This is a genomic window from Cognaticolwellia beringensis, assembly GCF_002076895.1.
GTDB classification, from domain to species: Bacteria; Pseudomonadota; Gammaproteobacteria; order Enterobacterales; family Alteromonadaceae; genus Cognaticolwellia; species Cognaticolwellia beringensis.
On sequence record NZ_CP020465.1, the window covers coordinates 1,763,487 to 1,782,216 of the forward strand.

Annotated in this window: 19 protein-coding genes; 8 read left to right on the forward strand and 11 right to left on the reverse strand. The window is 39.5% G+C overall.

Going from position 1 to position 18,730, the window contains the following annotated elements:
- Window positions 1–2: 2 nt before the first annotated feature.
- On the forward strand, window positions 3–239 hold the full coding sequence (locus B5D82_RS07470; RefSeq protein WP_081150408.1) for an RNA recognition motif domain-containing protein: 237 nt from the start codon (window positions 3–5) through the stop codon (window positions 237–239).
- A 499-nt stretch (window positions 240–738) separates the two neighbouring features.
- Here the strand turns inward: B5D82_RS07470 and B5D82_RS07475 are convergent, their stop codons facing one another.
- From B5D82_RS07475 to B5D82_RS07485, 3 genes are all read right to left on the reverse strand, one after another.
- Complete coding sequence (locus B5D82_RS07475; RefSeq protein ID WP_216629026.1) at window positions 739–1,167, reverse strand: hypothetical protein; 429 nt, start codon at window positions 1,165–1,167, stop codon at window positions 739–741.
- A 42-nt stretch (window positions 1,168–1,209) separates the two neighbouring features.
- Window positions 1,210–2,316, reverse strand: coding sequence for a protein adenylyltransferase Fic (fic, locus tag B5D82_RS07480; protein ID WP_081150411.1), 1,107 nt, complete (start codon window positions 2,314–2,316; stop codon window positions 1,210–1,212).
- 256 nt (window positions 2,317–2,572) lie between these two features.
- A complete protein-coding gene (locus tag B5D82_RS07485; RefSeq protein ID WP_081150413.1) occupies window positions 2,573–3,436 on the reverse strand; it encodes a YicC/YloC family endoribonuclease in 864 nt (287 codons plus the stop codon).
- 293 nt (window positions 3,437–3,729) lie between these two features.
- Here B5D82_RS07485 and B5D82_RS07490 point away from each other — a divergent pair, with 293 nt between their 5' ends.
- Window positions 3,730–4,869 (forward strand): 2OG-Fe(II) oxygenase, encoded by a 1,140-nt coding sequence (locus B5D82_RS07490; protein ID WP_081150415.1) that lies wholly within the window; start codon window positions 3,730–3,732, stop codon window positions 4,867–4,869.
- 7 nt (window positions 4,870–4,876) lie between these two features.
- Here the strand turns inward: B5D82_RS07490 and B5D82_RS07495 are convergent, their stop codons facing one another.
- From B5D82_RS07495 to B5D82_RS07505, 3 genes are read right to left on the reverse strand one after another with little or no spacing between them, the layout of a single operon-like run.
- Window positions 4,877–6,601, reverse strand: coding sequence for a GMC family oxidoreductase (locus tag B5D82_RS07495; protein WP_081150417.1), 1,725 nt, complete (start codon window positions 6,599–6,601; stop codon window positions 4,877–4,879).
- On the reverse strand, window positions 6,598–7,368 hold the full coding sequence (locus B5D82_RS07500) for a gluconate 2-dehydrogenase subunit 3 family protein (protein ID WP_081150422.1): 771 nt from the start codon (window positions 7,366–7,368) through the stop codon (window positions 6,598–6,600). Before B5D82_RS07500 ends, B5D82_RS07495 begins: the two co-directional genes overlap by 4 nt.
- Window positions 7,346–7,894 (reverse strand): thioredoxin family protein, encoded by a 549-nt coding sequence (locus B5D82_RS07505; RefSeq protein ID WP_081150425.1) that lies wholly within the window; start codon window positions 7,892–7,894, stop codon window positions 7,346–7,348. Before B5D82_RS07505 ends, B5D82_RS07500 begins: the two co-directional genes overlap by 23 nt.
- A gap of 167 nt (window positions 7,895–8,061) precedes the next feature.
- On the opposite strand from B5D82_RS07505, the gene rph reads away from it, so the two are divergent.
- A complete protein-coding gene (gene rph, locus B5D82_RS07510; RefSeq protein ID WP_081150427.1) occupies window positions 8,062–8,775 on the forward strand; it encodes a ribonuclease PH in 714 nt (237 codons plus the stop codon).
- Between the two features lie 18 nt (window positions 8,776–8,793).
- Window positions 8,794–9,435 (forward strand): orotate phosphoribosyltransferase, encoded by a 642-nt coding sequence (pyrE, locus tag B5D82_RS07515; protein ID WP_081150429.1) that lies wholly within the window; start codon window positions 8,794–8,796, stop codon window positions 9,433–9,435.
- An 85-nt stretch (window positions 9,436–9,520) separates the two neighbouring features.
- On the opposite strand, the gene B5D82_RS07520 is transcribed toward pyrE, so the two are convergent.
- The 3 genes from B5D82_RS07520 to bioH form a co-directional block, all read right to left on the reverse strand.
- The gene (locus tag B5D82_RS07520; protein ID WP_081150432.1) at window positions 9,521–10,501 is read right to left on the reverse strand and encodes a putative metalloprotease CJM1_0395 family protein; all 981 of its coding nucleotides are present in this window, start codon (window positions 10,499–10,501) and stop codon (window positions 9,521–9,523) included.
- Window positions 10,502–10,506: 5 nt separating this feature from the next.
- Window positions 10,507–10,803 (reverse strand): hypothetical protein, encoded by a 297-nt coding sequence (locus tag B5D82_RS07525; protein WP_081150434.1) that lies wholly within the window; start codon window positions 10,801–10,803, stop codon window positions 10,507–10,509.
- A 77-nt stretch (window positions 10,804–10,880) separates the two neighbouring features.
- On the reverse strand, window positions 10,881–11,675 hold the full coding sequence (gene bioH / locus B5D82_RS07530; protein ID WP_094122778.1) for a pimeloyl-ACP methyl ester esterase BioH: 795 nt from the start codon (window positions 11,673–11,675) through the stop codon (window positions 10,881–10,883).
- Between the two features lie 54 nt (window positions 11,676–11,729).
- Between bioH and B5D82_RS07535 the strand changes: the two genes are divergently transcribed.
- Complete coding sequence (locus B5D82_RS07535; RefSeq protein WP_081150436.1) at window positions 11,730–12,497, forward strand: ComF family protein; 768 nt, start codon at window positions 11,730–11,732, stop codon at window positions 12,495–12,497.
- Window positions 12,498–12,505: 8 nt separating this feature from the next.
- On the opposite strand, the gene B5D82_RS07540 is transcribed toward B5D82_RS07535, so the two are convergent.
- Entirely contained in the window at window positions 12,506–15,058 is a 2,553-nt protein-coding gene (locus B5D82_RS07540; RefSeq protein WP_081150438.1) for a M14 family zinc carboxypeptidase, read from the reverse strand.
- A 253-nt stretch (window positions 15,059–15,311) separates the two neighbouring features.
- Here B5D82_RS07540 and nfuA point away from each other — a divergent pair, with 253 nt between their 5' ends.
- Both nfuA and B5D82_RS07550 read left to right on the forward strand, forming a co-directional pair.
- Window positions 15,312–15,890 (forward strand): Fe-S biogenesis protein NfuA, encoded by a 579-nt coding sequence (gene nfuA, locus B5D82_RS07545; protein WP_081154389.1) that lies wholly within the window; start codon window positions 15,312–15,314, stop codon window positions 15,888–15,890.
- A 27-nt stretch (window positions 15,891–15,917) separates the two neighbouring features.
- The gene (locus B5D82_RS07550; protein WP_245807582.1) at window positions 15,918–16,154 is read left to right on the forward strand and encodes a hypothetical protein; all 237 of its coding nucleotides are present in this window, start codon (window positions 15,918–15,920) and stop codon (window positions 16,152–16,154) included.
- A 47-nt stretch (window positions 16,155–16,201) separates the two neighbouring features.
- Here B5D82_RS07550 and B5D82_RS07555 read toward each other — a convergent pair whose 3' ends face one another.
- Window positions 16,202–17,533 (reverse strand): MATE family efflux transporter, encoded by a 1,332-nt coding sequence (locus B5D82_RS07555; RefSeq protein ID WP_245807583.1) that lies wholly within the window; start codon window positions 17,531–17,533, stop codon window positions 16,202–16,204.
- Window positions 17,534–17,631: 98 nt separating this feature from the next.
- On the opposite strand from B5D82_RS07555, the gene B5D82_RS07560 reads away from it, so the two are divergent.
- Window positions 17,632–18,681 (forward strand): polysaccharide deacetylase family protein, encoded by a 1,050-nt coding sequence (locus B5D82_RS07560; protein ID WP_081150440.1) that lies wholly within the window; start codon window positions 17,632–17,634, stop codon window positions 18,679–18,681.
- The last annotated feature ends 49 nt before the right edge of the window (window positions 18,682–18,730 follow it).

Genomic DNA, 18,730 nt, shown 5'->3' on the forward strand with positions numbered 1-18,730 from the left:
TTATGAAACTTTTAGTTCGCAACCTTTCTCGTTCAACAACCGAACAAGAACTCCGTATTTTATTTTCTGCTCATGGCACTGTCACTGAATGTAATTTAGTTTTAGACCAAGCAACGGCGAAATCAAAAGGTTTTGGCTTTGTTGTCATGCCAGATGAAAAAGCAGCTAAACTAGCTTTATCTAACCTTCATGAAACTAAAGTTGCAAACAATAAAATTCGCGTAAAAATCGCGCAATAGTTTTATCTAGTCTAGAAACTTAAAACCAGCATTGAGCTGGTTTTTTTGTTTCTAGCTGATACTAACAATGTGTTATAAACGCCTGTAAATAAGCATTTTGACTTAATACAAATCAGCCTCGAAAACGAGGCTTATTGCTAAAATAGTGCTTACTTAAACAATATAAATATCACTCTATATTTGGTTCTGAATATAGAACAAAATCAATAATTCTTTATAAAACAATGCAAAGATGACTTTTAATCTGGATATATTTTTATTGCCCACCTTTAAGCTCACCTTTAAGCCCACCAACACTAACTTTAAGATATAAATATTGGTGCTCTTTATTAATTGAAATTTGACGGGAAATAATTAATAGCTAGGAATAGGAAAACTTAACTAGGGTGTCTGAATTTAGTTGACCAGGTCACCATTAGCTACATCTGGATTTGATAATAACTGTATCATTTGGTTTTCATGCGCTTCGCCGCTATCCATAATTGCGTCCATTAAGGCTTTAGGGGGAGTCTCCTCGCATTGCTTGCTCAGGCGTATTGTTATCTATCTGCTTCATTACCAGCGTATTTTCTTTCATCTTATCTTTAATGGTATATAGGTAATTAACCATATCCTGATCGGTCAGCAGATCTGTGATAAAAAATTCATTTAGCTTAGAGATAATTTGAGAAAGAAACTCTTCTTTCGGGTCTTTAACCTTGGCTGTACCCACTGCATCACCTGGTACCAATTCATAATCAGGAGAATCTTGTTTTAATTGAATATCTTGCTGGCGTATTTTTGATAAACGATAATGGCTCATCACTACATTACTTAGGTCGATATCACTTTCTTCTGAAGTTATTTCACGTAGCATAGGGCTTAGATTACGAGCATATAACGAAAGCTTCTCTAGTTCTTTATCATCATAATCGACAATCTGAGACATAAACTCGTAGCCGAGGTGATTGGTTCATTGAATTTTTCATCATTAGCCGTAAGACTGCAAATTATTGTTATCTTGAGTCATTAAGCGCATTAACTTAGGATGAAGAAAGAGCTTTTCTTTACCTGATTGCATTTCTTCAAGTACACCAATATCAACCAGCTGCTTTAAATAAACAGAAGCTGTTTGTCGTTTTGCAATATCTCGTTCAACTAAATTATTAATACGGCAATAAGGCTGTTCAAAAATGATTTGCACTAACTCATAACTATAAATCTTAGGTAGCTTGACTTGAATATACTGGCTAGTTTCTTCAATTAACGCCCGAATAGCGGCTATTTTTTTGGTTGTCCACTGCGCCGTTTCAGTGACACCATTAAGAATAAAAACAATCCATTCTTCCCAATTAGCATTTGAGGTTACACTTGTTAATAGTCGGTAATAGTCCGCTTTATGTTGGACGATATAGCGACTTAAATACAAAATTGGCAAGGTTAAAAGCTCTTGCTCTAATAAATAGAGGATATTGATTATACGACCTGTTCTGCCATTACCATCGTGAAATGGGTGAATAGCTTCAAACTGATAATGACTAACTGCCATTTTAACTAGTGGGTCGATATCATCTTCAGCATGTAGAAAGTTTTCCCAATTAGTTAATAAATCTCTTATAGCTGCTTCACCAATGGGTGGGGTATAAACTATTTCTTGAGTATCTTGATTACTAATTACCGTGCCAGGCACTTTTCGAATATCCATACCCGTACCTTTCAAGGTACTGCATACATCTACTGTCGTATTTGTACAAAGCGGGCGTTTAGCTAATTGAAGATAACCTTCGTACAATGCGGTTCTATATCGTAGCGCTTCTTTGGTTGCCGGATCAGCTAAGCTATCTTCCTGAGAAAACTGAAATAACTTATCGGTAGTGGTAACAATGTTTTCTATTTCTGAACTGTCTTTCGCTTCTAATAAGGGTAGAAGATTTACTAATAATTCTTGATTCGGTAATAATTCGCCTGCTTGTTTTAGTTCAGCAAGTGCGGCACGCGCAGGAATACAGGCTTTGAGAATAGGGATAGATTCAACGTTATCTATAGCGGGTGGTAATAACGGCATATTATTAAAAGGAGTTTCAGCTTGCCATGACATGTTTATATATTCTCAATATTTCGACATGAAAATAGTATATGTTGATCGGATCGACACGTAAAGGTGTTATGTCGAATAAATCACAATATATCGTCACGTTCAATTGTCATGTGGATGATATCGACATAGAGAGTGTGTTGCCTATTTTTAATTGGACTCAGTGGTTAGCACTTACACAAAAAACAACAAGAAATAAAAAGCCCCGATTAACGAGGCTTCATGTACTTATCAGCACGTGGGTGAATATATCAAAACTCTATTCAATATTTTGGATCTGCTCACGCATTTGCTCAATTAAAACCTTTAACTCTACTGCTGAGTTAGTGATATCAGCATTAATAGATTTAGAGCCTAAGGTATTCGCTTCGCGATTAAATTCTTGCATCATGAAATCTAAGCGGCGGCCTTGTGCACCACCTTTTTTTAATTTGCTGCGCGTTTCTTTTACGTGGCTAAATAGACGGTCAATTTCTTCATCAACATCCATTTTTTGCGCTAGCAATACCAACTCTTGTTCTACTCGAGACGATTCAAGTTCAATGTTAGCATCGGCAAACTTGTCGGTAATGCGTTTACGTTGCCATTGAATAATTTCTGGCATGTGGCCTTTTACAATATCTGCCTGCTCGATAATGCCATCTAAACGCTGTTCAATAAGGACTTTAAGGTTTTCACCTTCATCGGTACGCGATGTAATAAAGTCTTTTAATGCTTGGTCAAAGCCCGCTAATATTTCGGCTTGAATGGTGCTCATGTCTGCTTCTTCAGCTTCCATAACACCAGGCCAGCGCATAATTTCTACGGGATTTACAGTCGAGTTATCTGATAACGCAGCTATAGTATTAGCATGCTTCATTAATTCTGCGGCTAACTCTGCATTTAATGTTACGTTACTTTTTGCTGAAGGATTAGCATTAAAACGCAAGTTACATTCAACTTTTCCGCGATTTAATTGTTTGCGAAACCGCTCACGTAATACAGGTTCTATACTGCGAAATTGCTCAGGAAGTCGAAAATATGTTTCAAGAAATCGTTGATTAACAGAACGAATTTCCCATACGGCATTACCCCAATCGCCTTTTATTTCATGACGTGAGAATGCTGTCATACTATGGATCATAGAATTTCCTAAATATTTAAAATTAACAATGTGATGGATTATGCCCTAGCTGAGATTAGGTATCTACTATCCGGGCATTTATTCATGTGAATACCTTATCAATTGGCATTTACTCTGATAAACATCCATTTTACGCATTTATCAAGCGGCAAACTTGCCTTTGCTTGATAAAGCTGAAAATCAAATAAATCATCAGTTAAAATTACAAATTCGGTGAATTACTGCGATTGAAAAGCTATGATGATAATGACTCATTTTTAAAGATATTCAACGTTTAAGGCTAGCTTGTAAATATGCATATCGAAAATTCATCTCATTCCAAGCAATTGCAACAATGTCGCTTATACTTTGCTGCGGGTGAGTTTAGTCAATTAAATGAAATTCTTTTACCGCTATTAGATAAAAAAGTCCCTGAAGCCCTGCTGACAAAGGCCGATTTCCTCATGCAGCAAGATGCCAATAAAGGTATTGGTTTTTTATTACAGTTAGCTGGCGAGAACATTGCCATGGCCAATTACAAAATGGCGATGTTGTTATATTTTCATCCGGAGTTAACGTTAGACTTTAATACTTATTTAGAGCAAGCCTATAAAGAGCAAGAATTACCCGCGATAATCACCTGCGTTTATTTAGCTTATGCAGATAAACGCACTGACTTTGCGCAAAGCTTATTACTTGCACATGCAGAATTTGACGAAATTAGGTCATTAATCGCTGCACTGGGTTTAGGTGTAGATAATAAAAAAATACAGTATATAAAGCCAGATTATCAGGCATTTAAGCGCGCGGATCATAGCCAGAAGCATTTAAAATATATCAATAAAGACATATCATTAGCAACTAGCGATCATTTTCTCAATACCTTTGAATGCGCATGGCTTAAATGTAGATCGCAAGCATCACTTGAGCCTTCGATGGTGGTGAATGCAGTAACCGGCGATAAAATACAAAGCCCTGTTAGAACGAATCAATTCAGTCAACTGGTTCCAACGTTGAGCGATTGGATTTTGCTGGATGTTGAACAGCGCATTGCTAAACTCATTGGGTTACCCATGTCCCATGGAGAAATCAGTAATATGCTTTATTATCAACAAGGTAATGAATATAAGGCTCATTATGATTTTTTTCATCCCAAAGATCCGGGCTCTGAATTAGCCATGCAAGACGGTGGGCAGAGAGTCAGAACGGTGCTTTGTTATTTATCACCGGCGACAGAAGGCGGCGAAACTTATTTCCCGCGTATTGATGAAAAGCTAGACGGGCATGCCGGGCAACTGATTGTATTTGACAATGTCAGTAAACAGTTAGCTCCTTTGCCTCTATCCTTGCATCAAAGCTTGCCGGTAATTTCAGGGGAAAAATGGCTATTAAGTAAGTGGTTTCGACTAAATGAAACTAGCTATAAAACCAATCTTATCGAATTGAATTTATAGCTCAAGCTTAACTAATATTTTCTTGCCAACGTGCTTTAATATGATCAGCAACACGAAACGAATTCGCGTAAATGGTAAACGTATATGGCACGCTACCACCGGTGGGCATAAACGAAGCATCAGTAACGAATAGATTATCAACCTCGTGTGCTTGGCAGTTTTTATTCAGCACTGAGGTTTTAGGATCGTTGCCAAAACGACAACCTCCAGCCATTAAGTTTGATGCTGGGGCGCTGCTCACCGATGATGAAATGTTTGTTGCGCCCATTTCACCCAGTAACTTCTCCGCTTTTTCAGCCAAGTATTCGCCAACATCTAAATCGTGGTGATGTGCGCCAATACGTATTTTCGCGACTTTATCACCCCATTTATCGGTAACTTCATCATCTAAATCGACAAAACAATTATCGGTTGGTAGCCAGTCATTAAACACTTCAAAACGTAAGGTTTTATAGGTGGTGAACTCGGCTTTCATACTCTGCTTAAGTTCTTCACCCCAAAGTAGCTTTTCACTGTCTTGGCTTTCATCGTATTGCCATTGCGTGCCTTGCGCGCGTGATATCGGGTTTTGGTAGAATAAGAAATCTATCGTGCCGCCTTTCGCTTTACCGTTTCTATTAATACCGTTAAAGGCTTTATCATCGATTTGATACCAGTCTTGCAATGCACGGTTTATAAAGGGACCCACTTGGGTTAATTGCGCCTTTTTTTCTGCCGTTAAGTCTTTGTAAAAAAAGTCACCACGGCCAGTACCACCACCGCTAAAAATTAAATTTTTACCGACATGCCCCGAGTTATTAGCTAAACCGTTAGGGAATTTTTCACCTTTCGATGCCAGTAACAAACGAGACGTTTCTACCGCTTGGCAAGCAACAACGTAATATTTAGCCTGAACAACTTTTTTGCGCCCTGCCTTGTCGTAATAATGCACACCCGATATTTCGCCTTGGCTATCTGTAGCAATTTTATAAACTTTCGCATGCGGTGTAATGGTGCAATTGCCCGTAGCAACCGCATGATTTAATAGCGCCGCCCGTCCGCTGCCTTTTGCCCCTGACGAGCAACCGTAACTGCTGCAATAACCTGAATATTCACAACTTTGTCTGCCCATTGCCGGTTTCGATAATATTGCTCGTGGCACTGGTACGGTGTGATAACCAATTTTTTCCGCGCTTTCATCTATCCAAGATGATATAGCGTGTTCAGCTACCGGTGGATAAGGAAAGTCTGTCGATCTAGGCTCTTGATGTGGATGTTCTGTAACTCTGCCTGATACGCCTACCACTTTTTCAACCATCGCATAATACGGTTCAAGCTCTGCATAGCTGATCGGCCAATCTTCTACATTGGCACCTTTAATGTCGCCAAATTCAGTTTTTAAACGAAAATCTACGGGTTTTAAACGATGAAAATATCCGCTCATAAAGTTTGATGAACCGCCGACTACTGTACCGTTCCAAAAGCTCCAACCCGATTCACTCGTGGCCTCTCCTTGCCAGTAACTTTCACCCGCTTCGTTTTCATATTCTTCTTCAATAACATGCTGTTCGTCTTCAAGCTTCGGGTTGTAAGCATCGCGCAAACTAATGGCGAGCTCATCTTTGTAGAACTCTTTTTCGGTTAACCAAGCACCTTTTTCTAACACCAATACTTTAGCGCCTGCGTTAGCTAAGGTATAAGCTACTGGTGATGCGCCGGCGCCACTGCCTACGATACAAATATCATATTTCATGCTTTTTTAGTTCCTATTTGCGAGCGCTTATATTGCTGGTGACTGACCACTTGTGTGGTTGTGTTATTTGCCAGCGCAGCCTTGTTACTCATCACGATGGGTTGCTTGCCGGGTAATTCGTAATATCGCTTGCCCGTTGGAGGTAATGGGAAACCTGCGTGGTGATCTAACCATTGCCAACCAATACCATTAGGGTTGCCACCGTAACTGGGTGGTGAAAGCATGGCTTCAAAAATATAACTGACTAAATTACTGAGCCAGTTTTCACCCGCTCGTGAGTTACTTATTGCGCGTAGTGTTTTTTCTTTTTCCTCAAGCGTCAGATCGACAAAATTTTTCTGTAGTTGGCTCTGACTAAAACCATTGAGCCAGCCGACACCTTTATAAATAAATTCAATTTCTGCGCTATCGGTGGGTTGTTGATACACAACATTATATAAATACTGAGTTACTTGAATTTCTTTTGCACTTGGGCCGGTTGGTGACTCTGGTAATAAATGCGCGAGTACGGCATCAAGCGTTAACCAAGGGTCAGTTTGTAAAACACTGGAAAATTGATCACCAGTCAATGCAGACCAAGCCTTTAATGGCATAGCAGCAACCATAGTGGCGCCAGCAGCTGACTTTAAAGCGTTACGTCGTGATACCTTTTTTTGTAACCATGTTGGGGTACGAAAATTGTCATCAAAAAATGACGTGACTTGCGATACTGTCTTGCGGACCGTCTTCTTTCGAGTCACGGTTTTAGCCTTTTGCACTTGTATCATGGGCATATTCCTTATTATTTTTTACCTGCCATTTTCTTAAAAATGTCAGCCAGTATTCAGCAGAGTACTCCAAATCATCTAATAGTTCAGCGGTATCTTTTGATAACAACATTTGGCCAGTACTCGTTGACACATACATATGAGGATAGCCTTGTACTGGCGGCAAAGATTTCATGAAAGCTTCATTTTCATTACTGTCACTAACGCTGATTTTAAGCAGGACATAATTATCATGTAGGGTCTGATAAATTGTAGGATTTTTCTCTAAAAAGGCATCCATTTTATGACACCAAGTACACCAGTTGCCGCCGATTTCAATCAACACGTTACGATCAGTTTTTTGTGCCAAAGTAATGGCTGCTTGTGCGTCTTTAAACGGGTCGCGCTTATCATCATAAACTTTACTGTAAAGCGGTAAATTATTGACTAGCACAATAGCAGTGTTGCTCGCAGACTCTTGCGCGTTTGATTGACTCGTAATAAATACGCTTGATAAAAACAACACAATAAACAACTGAAATTTCATAAATACTCTCTATTTCGATAAGATTCAAAGGCAATTAACAACCCATGCATAATAGTATGACCTTAGTTTAATTCACTATATTTCAAAATACTTGTGAGGTCATTATGTCAAATTGCCATCTGAACGATTATAATGCGCAGCAATTATACTACGATAGGAAATTCAACATGCGTCCAAGCGGCAGAACTTTAGGGCAAATTCGTCCTGTAACCATTACTCGTCAATTTACAGCTCATGCAGAAGGCTCAGTACTTATTGAGTTTGGTGACACCAAAGTTATTTGTACCGCAACAGTTGAAACTGGCGTACCACGTTTTCTGAAAGGCCAAGGTAAAGGTTGGATCACTGCTGAATATGGCATGTTACCGCGCTCAACTCATACCCGCATGCGTCGCGAAGCTGCCAACGGCAAGCAAAGTGGTCGTACGTTAGAAATTTCTCGTTTAATCGCTCGTTCATTACGTGCAGCGGTTGATTTAGTGGCACTGGGTGAAAACACCATTACGGTTGATTGTGATGTAATTCAAGCTGACGGCGGCACACGTACGGCGTCAATTACTGGCGCTTGTGTGGCATTAGTTGATGCATTAAACCATATGCGTGCTAAAGGTATTATCAATAATAATCCACTTAAACACATGATTGCTGCTGTTTCTGTTGGTATCTACCAAGGTGAAGCCGTTTCTGATTTGGATTATGTTGAAGATTCAGCTGCAGATACTGACATGAACGTCGTAATGACTGAAACAGGTAAGTTAATCGAAGTGCAAGGCACAGCAGAAGAAGAACCTTTTAGCTTTGATGAAATGCAAGAAATGCTAGCACTTGCTAAAAACAGCATTAACGAATTATTTGATATACAAAAAGCCGCTTTAAACTAAGTCAGACAGGAACTAATCATGAAAGAATATCAACGCGAATTTATCGAGTTTGCCTTAGCTAAACAAGTATTACGTTTTGGCGAGTTTACGTTAAAATCAGGCCGAACGAGTCCTTACTTTTTCAATGCTGGTTTATTCAATACCGGCCGTGATTTAGCACGTTTAGGCCGTTTTTATGCTGCGGCATTACAAGATTCAAAAATCGATTACAATTTGTTATTTGGTCCTGCTTACAAAGGTATTCCGATTGCAACCACTACAGCCGTAGCACTTGCCGATAGTTACGATATTGATATGCCTTATTGCTTTAACCGTAAAGAAGCTAAAAAACACGGTGAAGGTGGCAGCTTAGTCGGTTCAGCACTTGAAGGTAAAGTGATGCTGGTTGATGACGTGATCACCGCAGGTACAGCGATTCGTGAGTCGATGGAAATTATTCAAGCTCATGGTGCTGAGTTATCAGGCGTACTTATAGCCTTAGACCGACAAGAGAAAGGCCAAGCTGAACTTTCGGCTATTCAAGAAGTAGAGCGAGACTTTAATACTAAAGTTATTTCTATCGTCACCTTAGCTGACTTGATTAGTTACTTGGAAGAGCAGCCTGATATGGCTGATAGCTTAGCGAGCATTAAAAAGTATCGTGAAAACTACGGTATTTAATTGTTCCCATTAAATGCTTCATAATGTTCTGAAAGTATAAAAGCCTGCAATTGCAGGCTTTTTAGTTATTGGCATACTGATTAAGCTAAGCGGTTAATTCAAATTGATGGCTTGCTGATTTTTCATAGGCTTGATTAATATTTGAGTAAAATTGTTCAATACGGCCAGCTCTTTGATCAACAGTGATCGGCCTAGTTGGAGCAACCGCTTCCTGTGCTGATAACGTTTGTTCAATTTGGCGATCAAAAGCTTTGCTACTTTCATTATTTTCAAGGCTCTCATCACTTTGCAGTAGCACTTCTTTATCACGAAATAAATTACCTAACTTAGGTGTAGACTCTTCATTCTCAATACTCGCATTAACTAATTCGGCTTGGGCCTCTAAGATGATGCTAGACGCCGTAGCTGCAACCCGTATATCTTGTGATGATGGGTTGGCAGGAGCTAACGCAGCAGCCTGAACTTTGTTCATTTTCGCAATGGTTTCTTGTGGATCGCCAGGCACGGGAGTTAAATCAACAGAGACTTCACCTGAAACGGCGTACTTTTTACCATTTGGACCCGTTTCATAAGCATAAGTCGGCGCGCCAGTAAGTGAACCGCCAACTGAAGCATGGGCTCTTTCATGATTACGCACTTCTTTATCACGACTTTCCAAACTTCGAATTATTTGTTTTTCTGCAAATTCTTCATTACTAGATTGTTGTGTACGACTTGACGTTTCTTGTCCCTGTTTTGATTCTACAGAGCCATCATTATTTTGTTCATTGGCCTCTTGTTCTGAGCCTTGCCCAGAACGTTCATTATTACCAGCACCGTTGCCAATAACATCGTTTGCTAGTTCCGCTTGCTTGCGTAAACTGGCGAAATCTACTTGTTGATTATTTTGTGCTGGCGTACGGCCACGCTCTTTGTCAGAGGCAACGCCTTTTTCGCCAGCTGATTGACTCGACGGCTCTGGCTTTGTAATGATTTCTCTTTGCTGATTATCGCGGCGCAAGCTATCTGTCTGCAGATTGACGGCAGTTTGTACGGGTAGCTGATTGCTTTGTGGCGTGATATTCATAATAGCTAAACTCGAACGTCCAATAATGTGCCTAAATTTTCGTCAGCAGATACAATAACGTTCGCAGACGCTTTTGCTTGAAACTCTGCTACCCGTAAATCAACCACTGATTGCGTCAGGTTTACTGCGGTATCAGGATTCTGTATCGCCGAATTCGAAATTTGATTGTTATCTTGGCCGATACCGTAAGACTCAGGCGTTATACCTACGCTAGTCGCTATATTTTCAGCGGCTTTATAGGCATCTTCATTGGCTTTTTGAAAACCTTGTACACCAGCATTAAAAGCGGATTGAATTTCCATAAAACTCTCCTAAATTATTACTTGCACTTACCTGTTCAATTATTAACCAAATCCACTAAAAAGTAAACCTTTACCCTTTAGATAACATGTTCCATTAGCCAATTTTTCAATATCGTTAAAAATTCTGCCTGGTGAGATATAAAGGGTGCATGTGATGCTTGTTCAAATATATAACGCTGACTGTTGGGTGCGAGCTCATCAATTAATGCGATAACTTGTTTGGGTACTAAGCCATCAAGTTTGCCGTAAAGTCTAAAAAACGGCTGTTTTATGCCAGCTAATTGTTCAGACAAATCCGATGTTTCTAATAAACTTAATGAATCGTCTAATATCTGTCGCGCTGGTTGTTGATGCTGCATCACTAGATCACGAATGGTCTTAATATCTTGGCGAATATGCGGACTCCCCATAGCCTGTATTTTCAAAAAGTTACTAATGGTTTTTGTCGTGTCTTGAGCAAGTTGCTGGTGAAATAAGGCCAAAACACTTTCTTTTATCCCCGGCCAATTATCTCGTTCAATGAATTGTGGCGAACTCGCGACAGTAATTAACCCTAACACTTGTTCGGGATGGTTAATGGCTATTTGGCTGGCGACTAATCCGCCTAATGACCATCCGATATAAACCGCAGGTTTACCAACCGCATCGATAATAGCATTTGCTATTTCGACTAACGAATATTGCTCAAGTTGAACTAAGTTATTGGTCGCAAATCCGGGTAAATCAACGGTAATAACTTCAAAATCAGTTTGTAGTTGCGCTGAGCATGGCTGCCATACAGCAGAGTTTAGACCCCAACCATGAATAAATACTAAGGGTATGCCTTGGCCTTGGCTCGCAATTTTCAATCTTTCTGCCATGCTTTCTGTCATGCTTCGTTTGCTCGATAACGGATATACGCATAGTTTAACTAAAGGGTGCTGAAAATGGAATTTAGCAGCAAGATCAACCGCGATATAATATTAGCTTTACCACAAATTTTTCGCCAACAATTCAAAAATATCCAACTGAAAGTAAGCTGCTGCAGCTTATGTGGAAACACTTGCCAAAAGCATCCACTGCTTTGTCAATTCTGCCAAGCTGATTTACCCTATTTTAATTACCAACACATCCCTTATGATTTATTGTCTTGGCCTGCCATTACAAAACTTATTCCCATCAAAAATTTTGATCACCTATTAGCCATTGCCCCCTATATTTGGCCTTTCGATAGCTGGATTAGCCAACTAAAATATCAACATAAAACAGAATTGGCGGAGTTACTCAGTTATCTACTTATTAATCATTGGCAGCAATACCTTAGTGCCGACAAAGCCAACGTAACGTCGGATAACACCTTAATTGTGGCTGTGCCCTTACATTTAAAAAAGTGGCAAGCGCGGGGGTTTAATCAGGCGCATCTTATTGCACGAAAGTTCGCACAGTATTTTAATTATGAATATCAAGCGGAACTTGTCACTCGGGAGAAATTGACTGAAAGTCAGGTAGGAAAGTCTGGTATAGAGCGCCGGAAAAATTTGAAGAATGCCTTTAGTCTCAACATAAATTCAGCGGCAAAGTTTCCAACAAATATTATTTTGATTGATGACGTAGTGACCACAGGCACAACAGCAAATGAAATTTGTAAGCTGTTGAAAAAAAGCGGAGTGCAAAACATTACACTCCTCAGTATTTGTTTAGCTATTCCTAGCTAATTAGCAAGTTATTCGGCTAAATTGGCGCTAAACGTTTTAGCAAAAAATAGGCTGTTAGCAATTATTTTCATGCTACCTAAAAAATAACCACGAAAAACTAAGTCGTCAGTACTGGCAATAACGCGACCTTTGCCAACATTATGCGCCACAAGCGTTGGATTATTCGCTAAACGATTAACCAAATTTTGATCTGCATAACCACTGAGCAAAGGTGCTTGGCTGTATTTCGCTACAGTAATAAATGGCTTCACTGTTTGCTCCATAATCACGGTGCTATTACGAAACACCGGCAAATCACTTTGTTGGTAACCGTAAGCAAGTGGATGACTAACATCTAATTCTGCTTGAAAAATAGCACCTGCGATGCGTTTTCTAGCGGAGAGTTGCTCTTTATCGGCGTAAGTTAATTTTATCGTATCAAACAGTTGATCAATATGATCTTTTCTCACAAAATCAATTTTTAGTAATTCATTGACTGATAACCATAGTGCTGCGCGTTTTTGACCAAAGATGACCCCACCGTTTTCTAACCATGATTTAAACTTACTCAGTACCTCAGCATTTAACGCAGCATATTTACCATCAACCATAATAATATGACTGTAGTCTGCTAAATCAATTGCCGATAATCTTTGCATTTCGACCACAGTCACTGGAATTTCTAAAAGGTTATCAAGGTAGTAAAGCATTTCTCCTGCTTCATATTGTGATACGCCTTTGCCACCAACCAATAATACTTTCGGTGCTGAAACCAAGCGGAATGAGTTACTACCAATATCAATGCCTTTTGCGGTTAATCCGGTAGCTAAAGTGTTCAGCTGTATTTGGCTCTTAGCGGCCAAATCAGTCAGAATATTACGCCAGTTATCCTGAGTCTGTATACCAGCAGGCACAACGATAGTCCCTTGATTAAAAGTTTTAACTACGCCATTTACTGTCGCTGAAAAAACTTTAGTGGCTACTTTTGCTTTGATCTTAGCATTGGTTATGTTGTTTAACAGTTTAGGAGCTAAAAAGTCATGCCACTCAAATACATAAGCGTAAGCAGAATCACTTACTTCGGTGATTTTTTCTGTGCTTGGTTGCCAAGGTATATCGTGAGTTTTTAAACCCCGAGTGCTGCCAACCTGAGCAAATTTTATATTCATTGCCAGCGGTAATGTCCAACCTGAGACATCATAAAAAGTATTATCTTGAAAGTTTTTTTGTTGATTAAAGAGGGCTTTAATCACGCGATATTGCGGCTGTGCTATCGGAATATAATAACTGTGCTTGGCAATGTATTTTCGCTCATGAATCTTATAATCTTGCTTAAGTGGGTAAACCTTAATCTGATGTTGCTGCAGCTTACTTAAGAAAGCTTGTAGGCGATAATTATCTTCAGCTTCAGTAAAAATATAACCGTTAAAATTTTCATCACTGGCTTGTTTTTCAGCTAGTTTAAAGAACTCTTTTCGATAGTTTTTAAATTTATCTTGGTTTTTCCATGCTCCCTCAATGGTTGATAAAGACGTTAAGACATGGTTTTGAATACCATACTCAAAAGTTAATAAACCATTAATAGTATCTTGTTGAAGGCCGCGACTGCTCGCTTGTTCAAACAAGACACCAATACCACCATTAATATCAGGGTAAGTTGAGCCTTTACCGTAATAAAAGTCGTCAAAACTTTCTTCGCTGTAATATAAGCGATCTTTAGCATCAAGCGCTTTGGCATGATAGGTTGCTAATAACTGCGTTAATTCAGTATTTTTAGCCGGAGTCAAAGGATGAGTGCGTGTGGGTATGCCTGGCTGAAAAAAATAGCTACCGTTAGCACCCATTTCATGGAAATCGCCTAAGACATTCGGTTGATATTGATGAAAATAAGGCAGGCGATTCTGACTTTCTTTTTGCGACAATAGTAGCCAATCACGGTTTAAATCAAAACCAAAATGGTTAGTGCGACCTGTGCGCCAATGTTGATGATGTTCAATATGGTTTGGATCTGAATTTTCAGTCATGCCGCGATGCGTCGCCACCCAATTAACAAACCTATCCATTCCATCAGGATTAATAGTCGGCTCGATTACAATAATGGTATCGTTGAGCAGTTCAGCAACGGCTTTATCTTGCGAGGCAGCTAAATGATATGCAACCACCATAGCGGCATTGGTACCACTAATTTCATCACCATGAACACTATAACCTAACCACACAACAATTGGGTCTTTAGATGAAGCTCCTATATCTGAGCGTCGCGCTAATATTTCATCGATATTTTTAAGGTTTTCAGGACTAGAAATGGTCAGTAAAACTTGCGAACGATATTGTGTAGTTCGTCCCATCTCTTCAATTTTAACACGAGTTGAAGATGCCGCGACTTGCTGTAAGTAATTTAGCACTTGGTCATGACGAGGATGACGTTCACCTATACCAAAACCCAATGTAGATTCAGGCGTGGGTACTTGCTCATTATAAACGCTACCATCAGGCAAATATGTGCTGACATTCGCGCCTAAAACAGTAAACGAGGCACTTAATAAACAAAATATTACAATTCGATACAGCGATAACAACATACAAGCTTTCCTTATTTGGTTATCTGATAAAATAACAAAATTACGGCATTTGAACTAGTTATCTTGCCATAATTAGTCATTTATCTGCTCGGTTTGTAGCTTTTCATGTTATGTGTATATAAATTATGCCATCTAGTACTAGCACCAAATGACAGAGAAGAGTAAAATGGTTATACTTGAGTAAAATAGTCGGGTATTGAAAACTCAATCCCAGTAGAAAATTCAACACCAGTAGTGAGAGTAAAATAGTATGATGGTTAACATTTCAGAAACTGCACAAGAACATTTTGTAAAACTACTTTCTGGTCAAGCTGAAGGTACTAGTATCCGTGTATTTGTTGTAAACCCGGGTACAGCAAGCGCAGAATGTGGTGTATCGTACTGTCCAGCTGACGCTGTAGAAGCTGATGACATTGAACTAAAGTTTGAAAAATTTTCGGCTTACATTGATGCTGACAGTAAAACATATTTAGAAGAAGCGGAAATTGATTTTACCACTGACCAAATGGGTTCGCAGTTAACGCTGAAAGCGCCAAACGCTAAGTTGCGTAAAGTAGGCGATGACGCGCCATTATTTGAGCGTGTTGATTACTTCTTAAAAGCTGAAGTAAACCCACAACTTGCTGGCCATGGCGGCGAATGTACGCTAATGGAAATCACTGAAGACGGTTATGCTGTATTACAATTCGGTGGCGGCTGTAACGGTTGTGCCCAAATCGATGTCACTGTAAAAGATGGTATCGAAAAGCAATTGATCGACATGATGGGCGACGAAATTAAAGGTGTGAAAGATATGACTGAACACGAACGTGGTGAGCATTCATATTACTAAACGCTTGTAATATAAATTAGTTATAAAGTGTCGTTATTAGAAAAACTAGGCCAAGACCCACAACGCAGCATGCAGCGTTTTCTCAGTGGACTTGGTCTTTTTGCTATCGGTGCCTTGTTAATATTTTTAGGGCTTTATCAAAGCCATATTTGGCAGATTATTGGTATTGTATTTCTTGCGCTTGGCGGCTTGTTTGCCATTTATGGTTACGTCGGATTATTTGCCAATCGTTTGTATCATATTTTTAATCGCACAAAACCATAACAATACAAACCTCAAAAGCTAATGCTTCAAAAATAGTCTTAAAATCCCTAAAAAGTATACTTATTTCGCTGATAATGCCAAGCCAATGTGGCTCCACGCGCCAACATAAATATTGAAAATGCCGCCCACAAACCATGATTGCCATAATCTTGTAATAACCACCACACCGGAAAAAAGCAACCAAATGTCGCAATAAGCATACTGTTTCTCATAATATGTGCCTGCATCAAACCTACGTAAACACCGTCATATAAGTAACACCAACAGGCGAGTAATGGCAGCGCTATAATCCAAAAAAGATATTGTTGTGCATAGTCAACGACGGCGGTTATATTCGAGATAGTGTGAATGAAATAGTTACCCGCTAAATAAAACAGTAAGCTATAAGCGAGTGCAAATATCCCAGTCCAAAATAGTGCGATATTGACACTAACAAACATATTTTTTTGATTATTTTCTCCTTTCGCTTTACCCACCATCACTTCTGCAGCATTAGCAATACCATCTAAACCGAACGATATTAACATTAAAAAATTCATTAATATGGCATTGGCGGCAATCACATCATCACCGAGTCGCGCCCCTTGAAAGGTCATAAAAACAAAGCATATTTCTAAACATAACGTTCGAATTAATATATCTCGATTCAGTTTAAAATAGCTTAATAAGGCCGAACGCTCTAATACAGCATCAAACATTTGTTGTACGCCTGAGAACACCCCCATAAACTTTTGCTTAAAGTTTTTATAGACAAAACCTAATCCGATGACTAAGCCACTGTATTCTGCTATTAGCGTCGCCATAGCTACGCCTTTAACTTGCCATGCAAAGCCAATAACGAACAGTAAATCTAATCCTAAGTTAATCAAGTTGGTGGCAATAATTAACCACATCACCACTTTCGCTTTGTGATTACCCAGTAACCAGCCCATAATCACCAAATTAGCTAATGCCGCCGGTAAGCCCCAAACTCGAATGGCACTGTACTCTCGGGCATAAAATTGTACTTGTTCTGACCCACCAGCTAAAGAAAGCGCCAGATCGAGGTAGAGGTTTTGAAATAATATCACCAACAAGCCTACGCTGAACGCAACTATCATCCCACGCAGTAAAATTAAAAAACTTAGCTCATTATTACTTTGACCAAATGCTTGCGCTGATAACCCTGTGGTCGACATGCGTAAAAACCCACACAACCAAGTGATGACCGTGATGATCATGGCACCAACCGTACTGCCGCCTAAATAATAGGAATGTTCAAGATGCCCAATAACGGCAGTATCAACTAAACCTAATAATGGCGCAGTAATATTGGATAAAATCATCGGCAAAGCCAGAATAAATAGCTGCTTATGACGTTCTATATCATTAAATTTCAAAAAAGCTGACCTTTATAGGTAAATGCACTGTATCTATAGAAGAAAAAACGTTATTTTACGCAGGCGTTTAAAGTCTACTATTTTGCAGGAAGATTAACATGAAATATTGCCTGTTGGCAGCATTGTGCTATTGCCTACATTTCACCAGTTTTGCCACTGTTATATTACAGTACCATCACGTTAGCGAAGAAACTCCGGCGAGTACCAGTATTGCTCCCAAGCAATTTGATAAGCATATGCAGTTTCTGCAAGACAACAACTTTAAGGTAATTCATTTATCCACCTTAATGGATGCCATTAAGGAAAAAAAAACGTTACCTGATAAAACAGTAGTTATCACCTTTGATGATGCCTATATAGACATTTTAACTCAAGGTAAGCCTATTTTAGACAAATACGGTTTTCCATTTACGATTTTTATAAATCCGGGCATGGTGGGGCAAAATACGTCACACTTTTTATCATGGCAACAATTAAAAGCTATGGCAGACGACGGGGTAATTATCGCTAACCATGGCATGAACCATGATTCATTAGCACGCACCCCTCCGGGTATGACCACCCAAGCTTGGTTGGCTAAAAACGCTGAGTCTTTATTGCGAGCAGAAAAAATAATTGAAAAAGAAACTGGCCAAAGCTGGCGATATTTCGCTTACCCCTACGGTGAGTTTAGTCCTGAAGTTCAGCAGTGGGTACTTGACAATAACTTTGTCGCGTTTTCACAGCAATCAGGGCCTGTTGGCTTAAATACAGATCTCACCAGTATTCCGCGTTTCCCGGCATCGCAACCATACGACCAACTATCAAGCTTGCGAGATAAACTCGATTCATTGCCCTTTAATATTCACCTTGAGGGAAAAAATCAACAAACCATCTTTGAGCAAGGAGAGTCGACTTCACTCAGTATTAATATTGTCGTTGACGACTTTGAGCCAGAGCAATTGCATTGTTATATCTCTGGCTTAGGCCGTCAGAAAATTCAATGGCAAAGTGAAGACATGTTTACGATAGATTTTAACGCGCCGCTGCCGTCAGGTCGGGTAAGATGTAATTGCACCGCGCCTAGCATTAGTGAACCCGGACGTTATTATTGGTTTTCAAAGCCTTGGTTTATTCTCAAAGAAAATCGTGAATGGTATCCGCTATAATGTAGACAGCGATTAACGTGAATATGTTAATTGACCATTGTAGGTCGGC

What these genes read in the sequence shown, in the direction of transcription:
- rph (WP_081150427.1), top strand. Translation starts at nt 8,062, where the DNA reads ATGCGTCCAAGCGGCAGAACTTTAGGGCAAATTCGTCCTGTAACCATT.
- B5D82_RS07560 (WP_081150440.1), top strand. Translation starts at nt 17,632, where the DNA reads ATGAAATATTGCCTGTTGGCAGCATTGTGCTATTGCCTACATTTCACC.
- B5D82_RS07535 (WP_081150436.1), top strand. Translation starts at nt 11,730, where the DNA reads ATGGAATTTAGCAGCAAGATCAACCGCGATATAATATTAGCTTTACCA.
- nfuA (WP_081154389.1), top strand. Translation starts at nt 15,312, where the DNA reads ATGGTTAACATTTCAGAAACTGCACAAGAACATTTTGTAAAACTACTT.
- bioH (WP_094122778.1), bottom strand. Translation starts at nt 11,675, where the DNA reads ATGACAGAAAGCATGGCAGAAAGATTGAAAATTGCGAGCCAAGGCCAA.
- B5D82_RS07495 (WP_081150417.1), bottom strand. Translation starts at nt 6,601, where the DNA reads ATGAAATATGATATTTGTATCGTAGGCAGTGGCGCCGGCGCATCACCA.
- B5D82_RS07475 (WP_216629026.1), bottom strand. Translation starts at nt 1,167, where the DNA reads ATGTCTCAGATTGTCGATTATGATGATAAAGAACTAGAGAAGCTTTCG.
- B5D82_RS07520 (WP_081150432.1), bottom strand. Translation starts at nt 10,501, where the DNA reads ATGAATATCACGCCACAAAGCAATCAGCTACCCGTACAAACTGCCGTC.
- B5D82_RS07485 (WP_081150413.1), bottom strand. Translation starts at nt 3,436, where the DNA reads ATGATCCATAGTATGACAGCATTCTCACGTCATGAAATAAAAGGCGAT.
- B5D82_RS07500 (WP_081150422.1), bottom strand. Translation starts at nt 7,368, where the DNA reads ATGATACAAGTGCAAAAGGCTAAAACCGTGACTCGAAAGAAGACGGTC.
- B5D82_RS07490 (WP_081150415.1), top strand. Translation starts at nt 3,730, where the DNA reads ATGCATATCGAAAATTCATCTCATTCCAAGCAATTGCAACAATGTCGC.
- B5D82_RS07470 (WP_081150408.1), top strand. Translation starts at nt 3, where the DNA reads ATGAAACTTTTAGTTCGCAACCTTTCTCGTTCAACAACCGAACAAGAA.
- B5D82_RS07540 (WP_081150438.1), bottom strand. Translation starts at nt 15,058, where the DNA reads ATGTTGTTATCGCTGTATCGAATTGTAATATTTTGTTTATTAAGTGCC.
- B5D82_RS07525 (WP_081150434.1), bottom strand. Translation starts at nt 10,803, where the DNA reads ATGGAAATTCAATCCGCTTTTAATGCTGGTGTACAAGGTTTTCAAAAA.
- B5D82_RS07505 (WP_081150425.1), bottom strand. Translation starts at nt 7,894, where the DNA reads ATGAAATTTCAGTTGTTTATTGTGTTGTTTTTATCAAGCGTATTTATT.
- pyrE (WP_081150429.1), top strand. Translation starts at nt 8,794, where the DNA reads ATGAAAGAATATCAACGCGAATTTATCGAGTTTGCCTTAGCTAAACAA.
- fic (WP_081150411.1), bottom strand. Translation starts at nt 2,316, where the DNA reads ATGTCATGGCAAGCTGAAACTCCTTTTAATAATATGCCGTTATTACCA.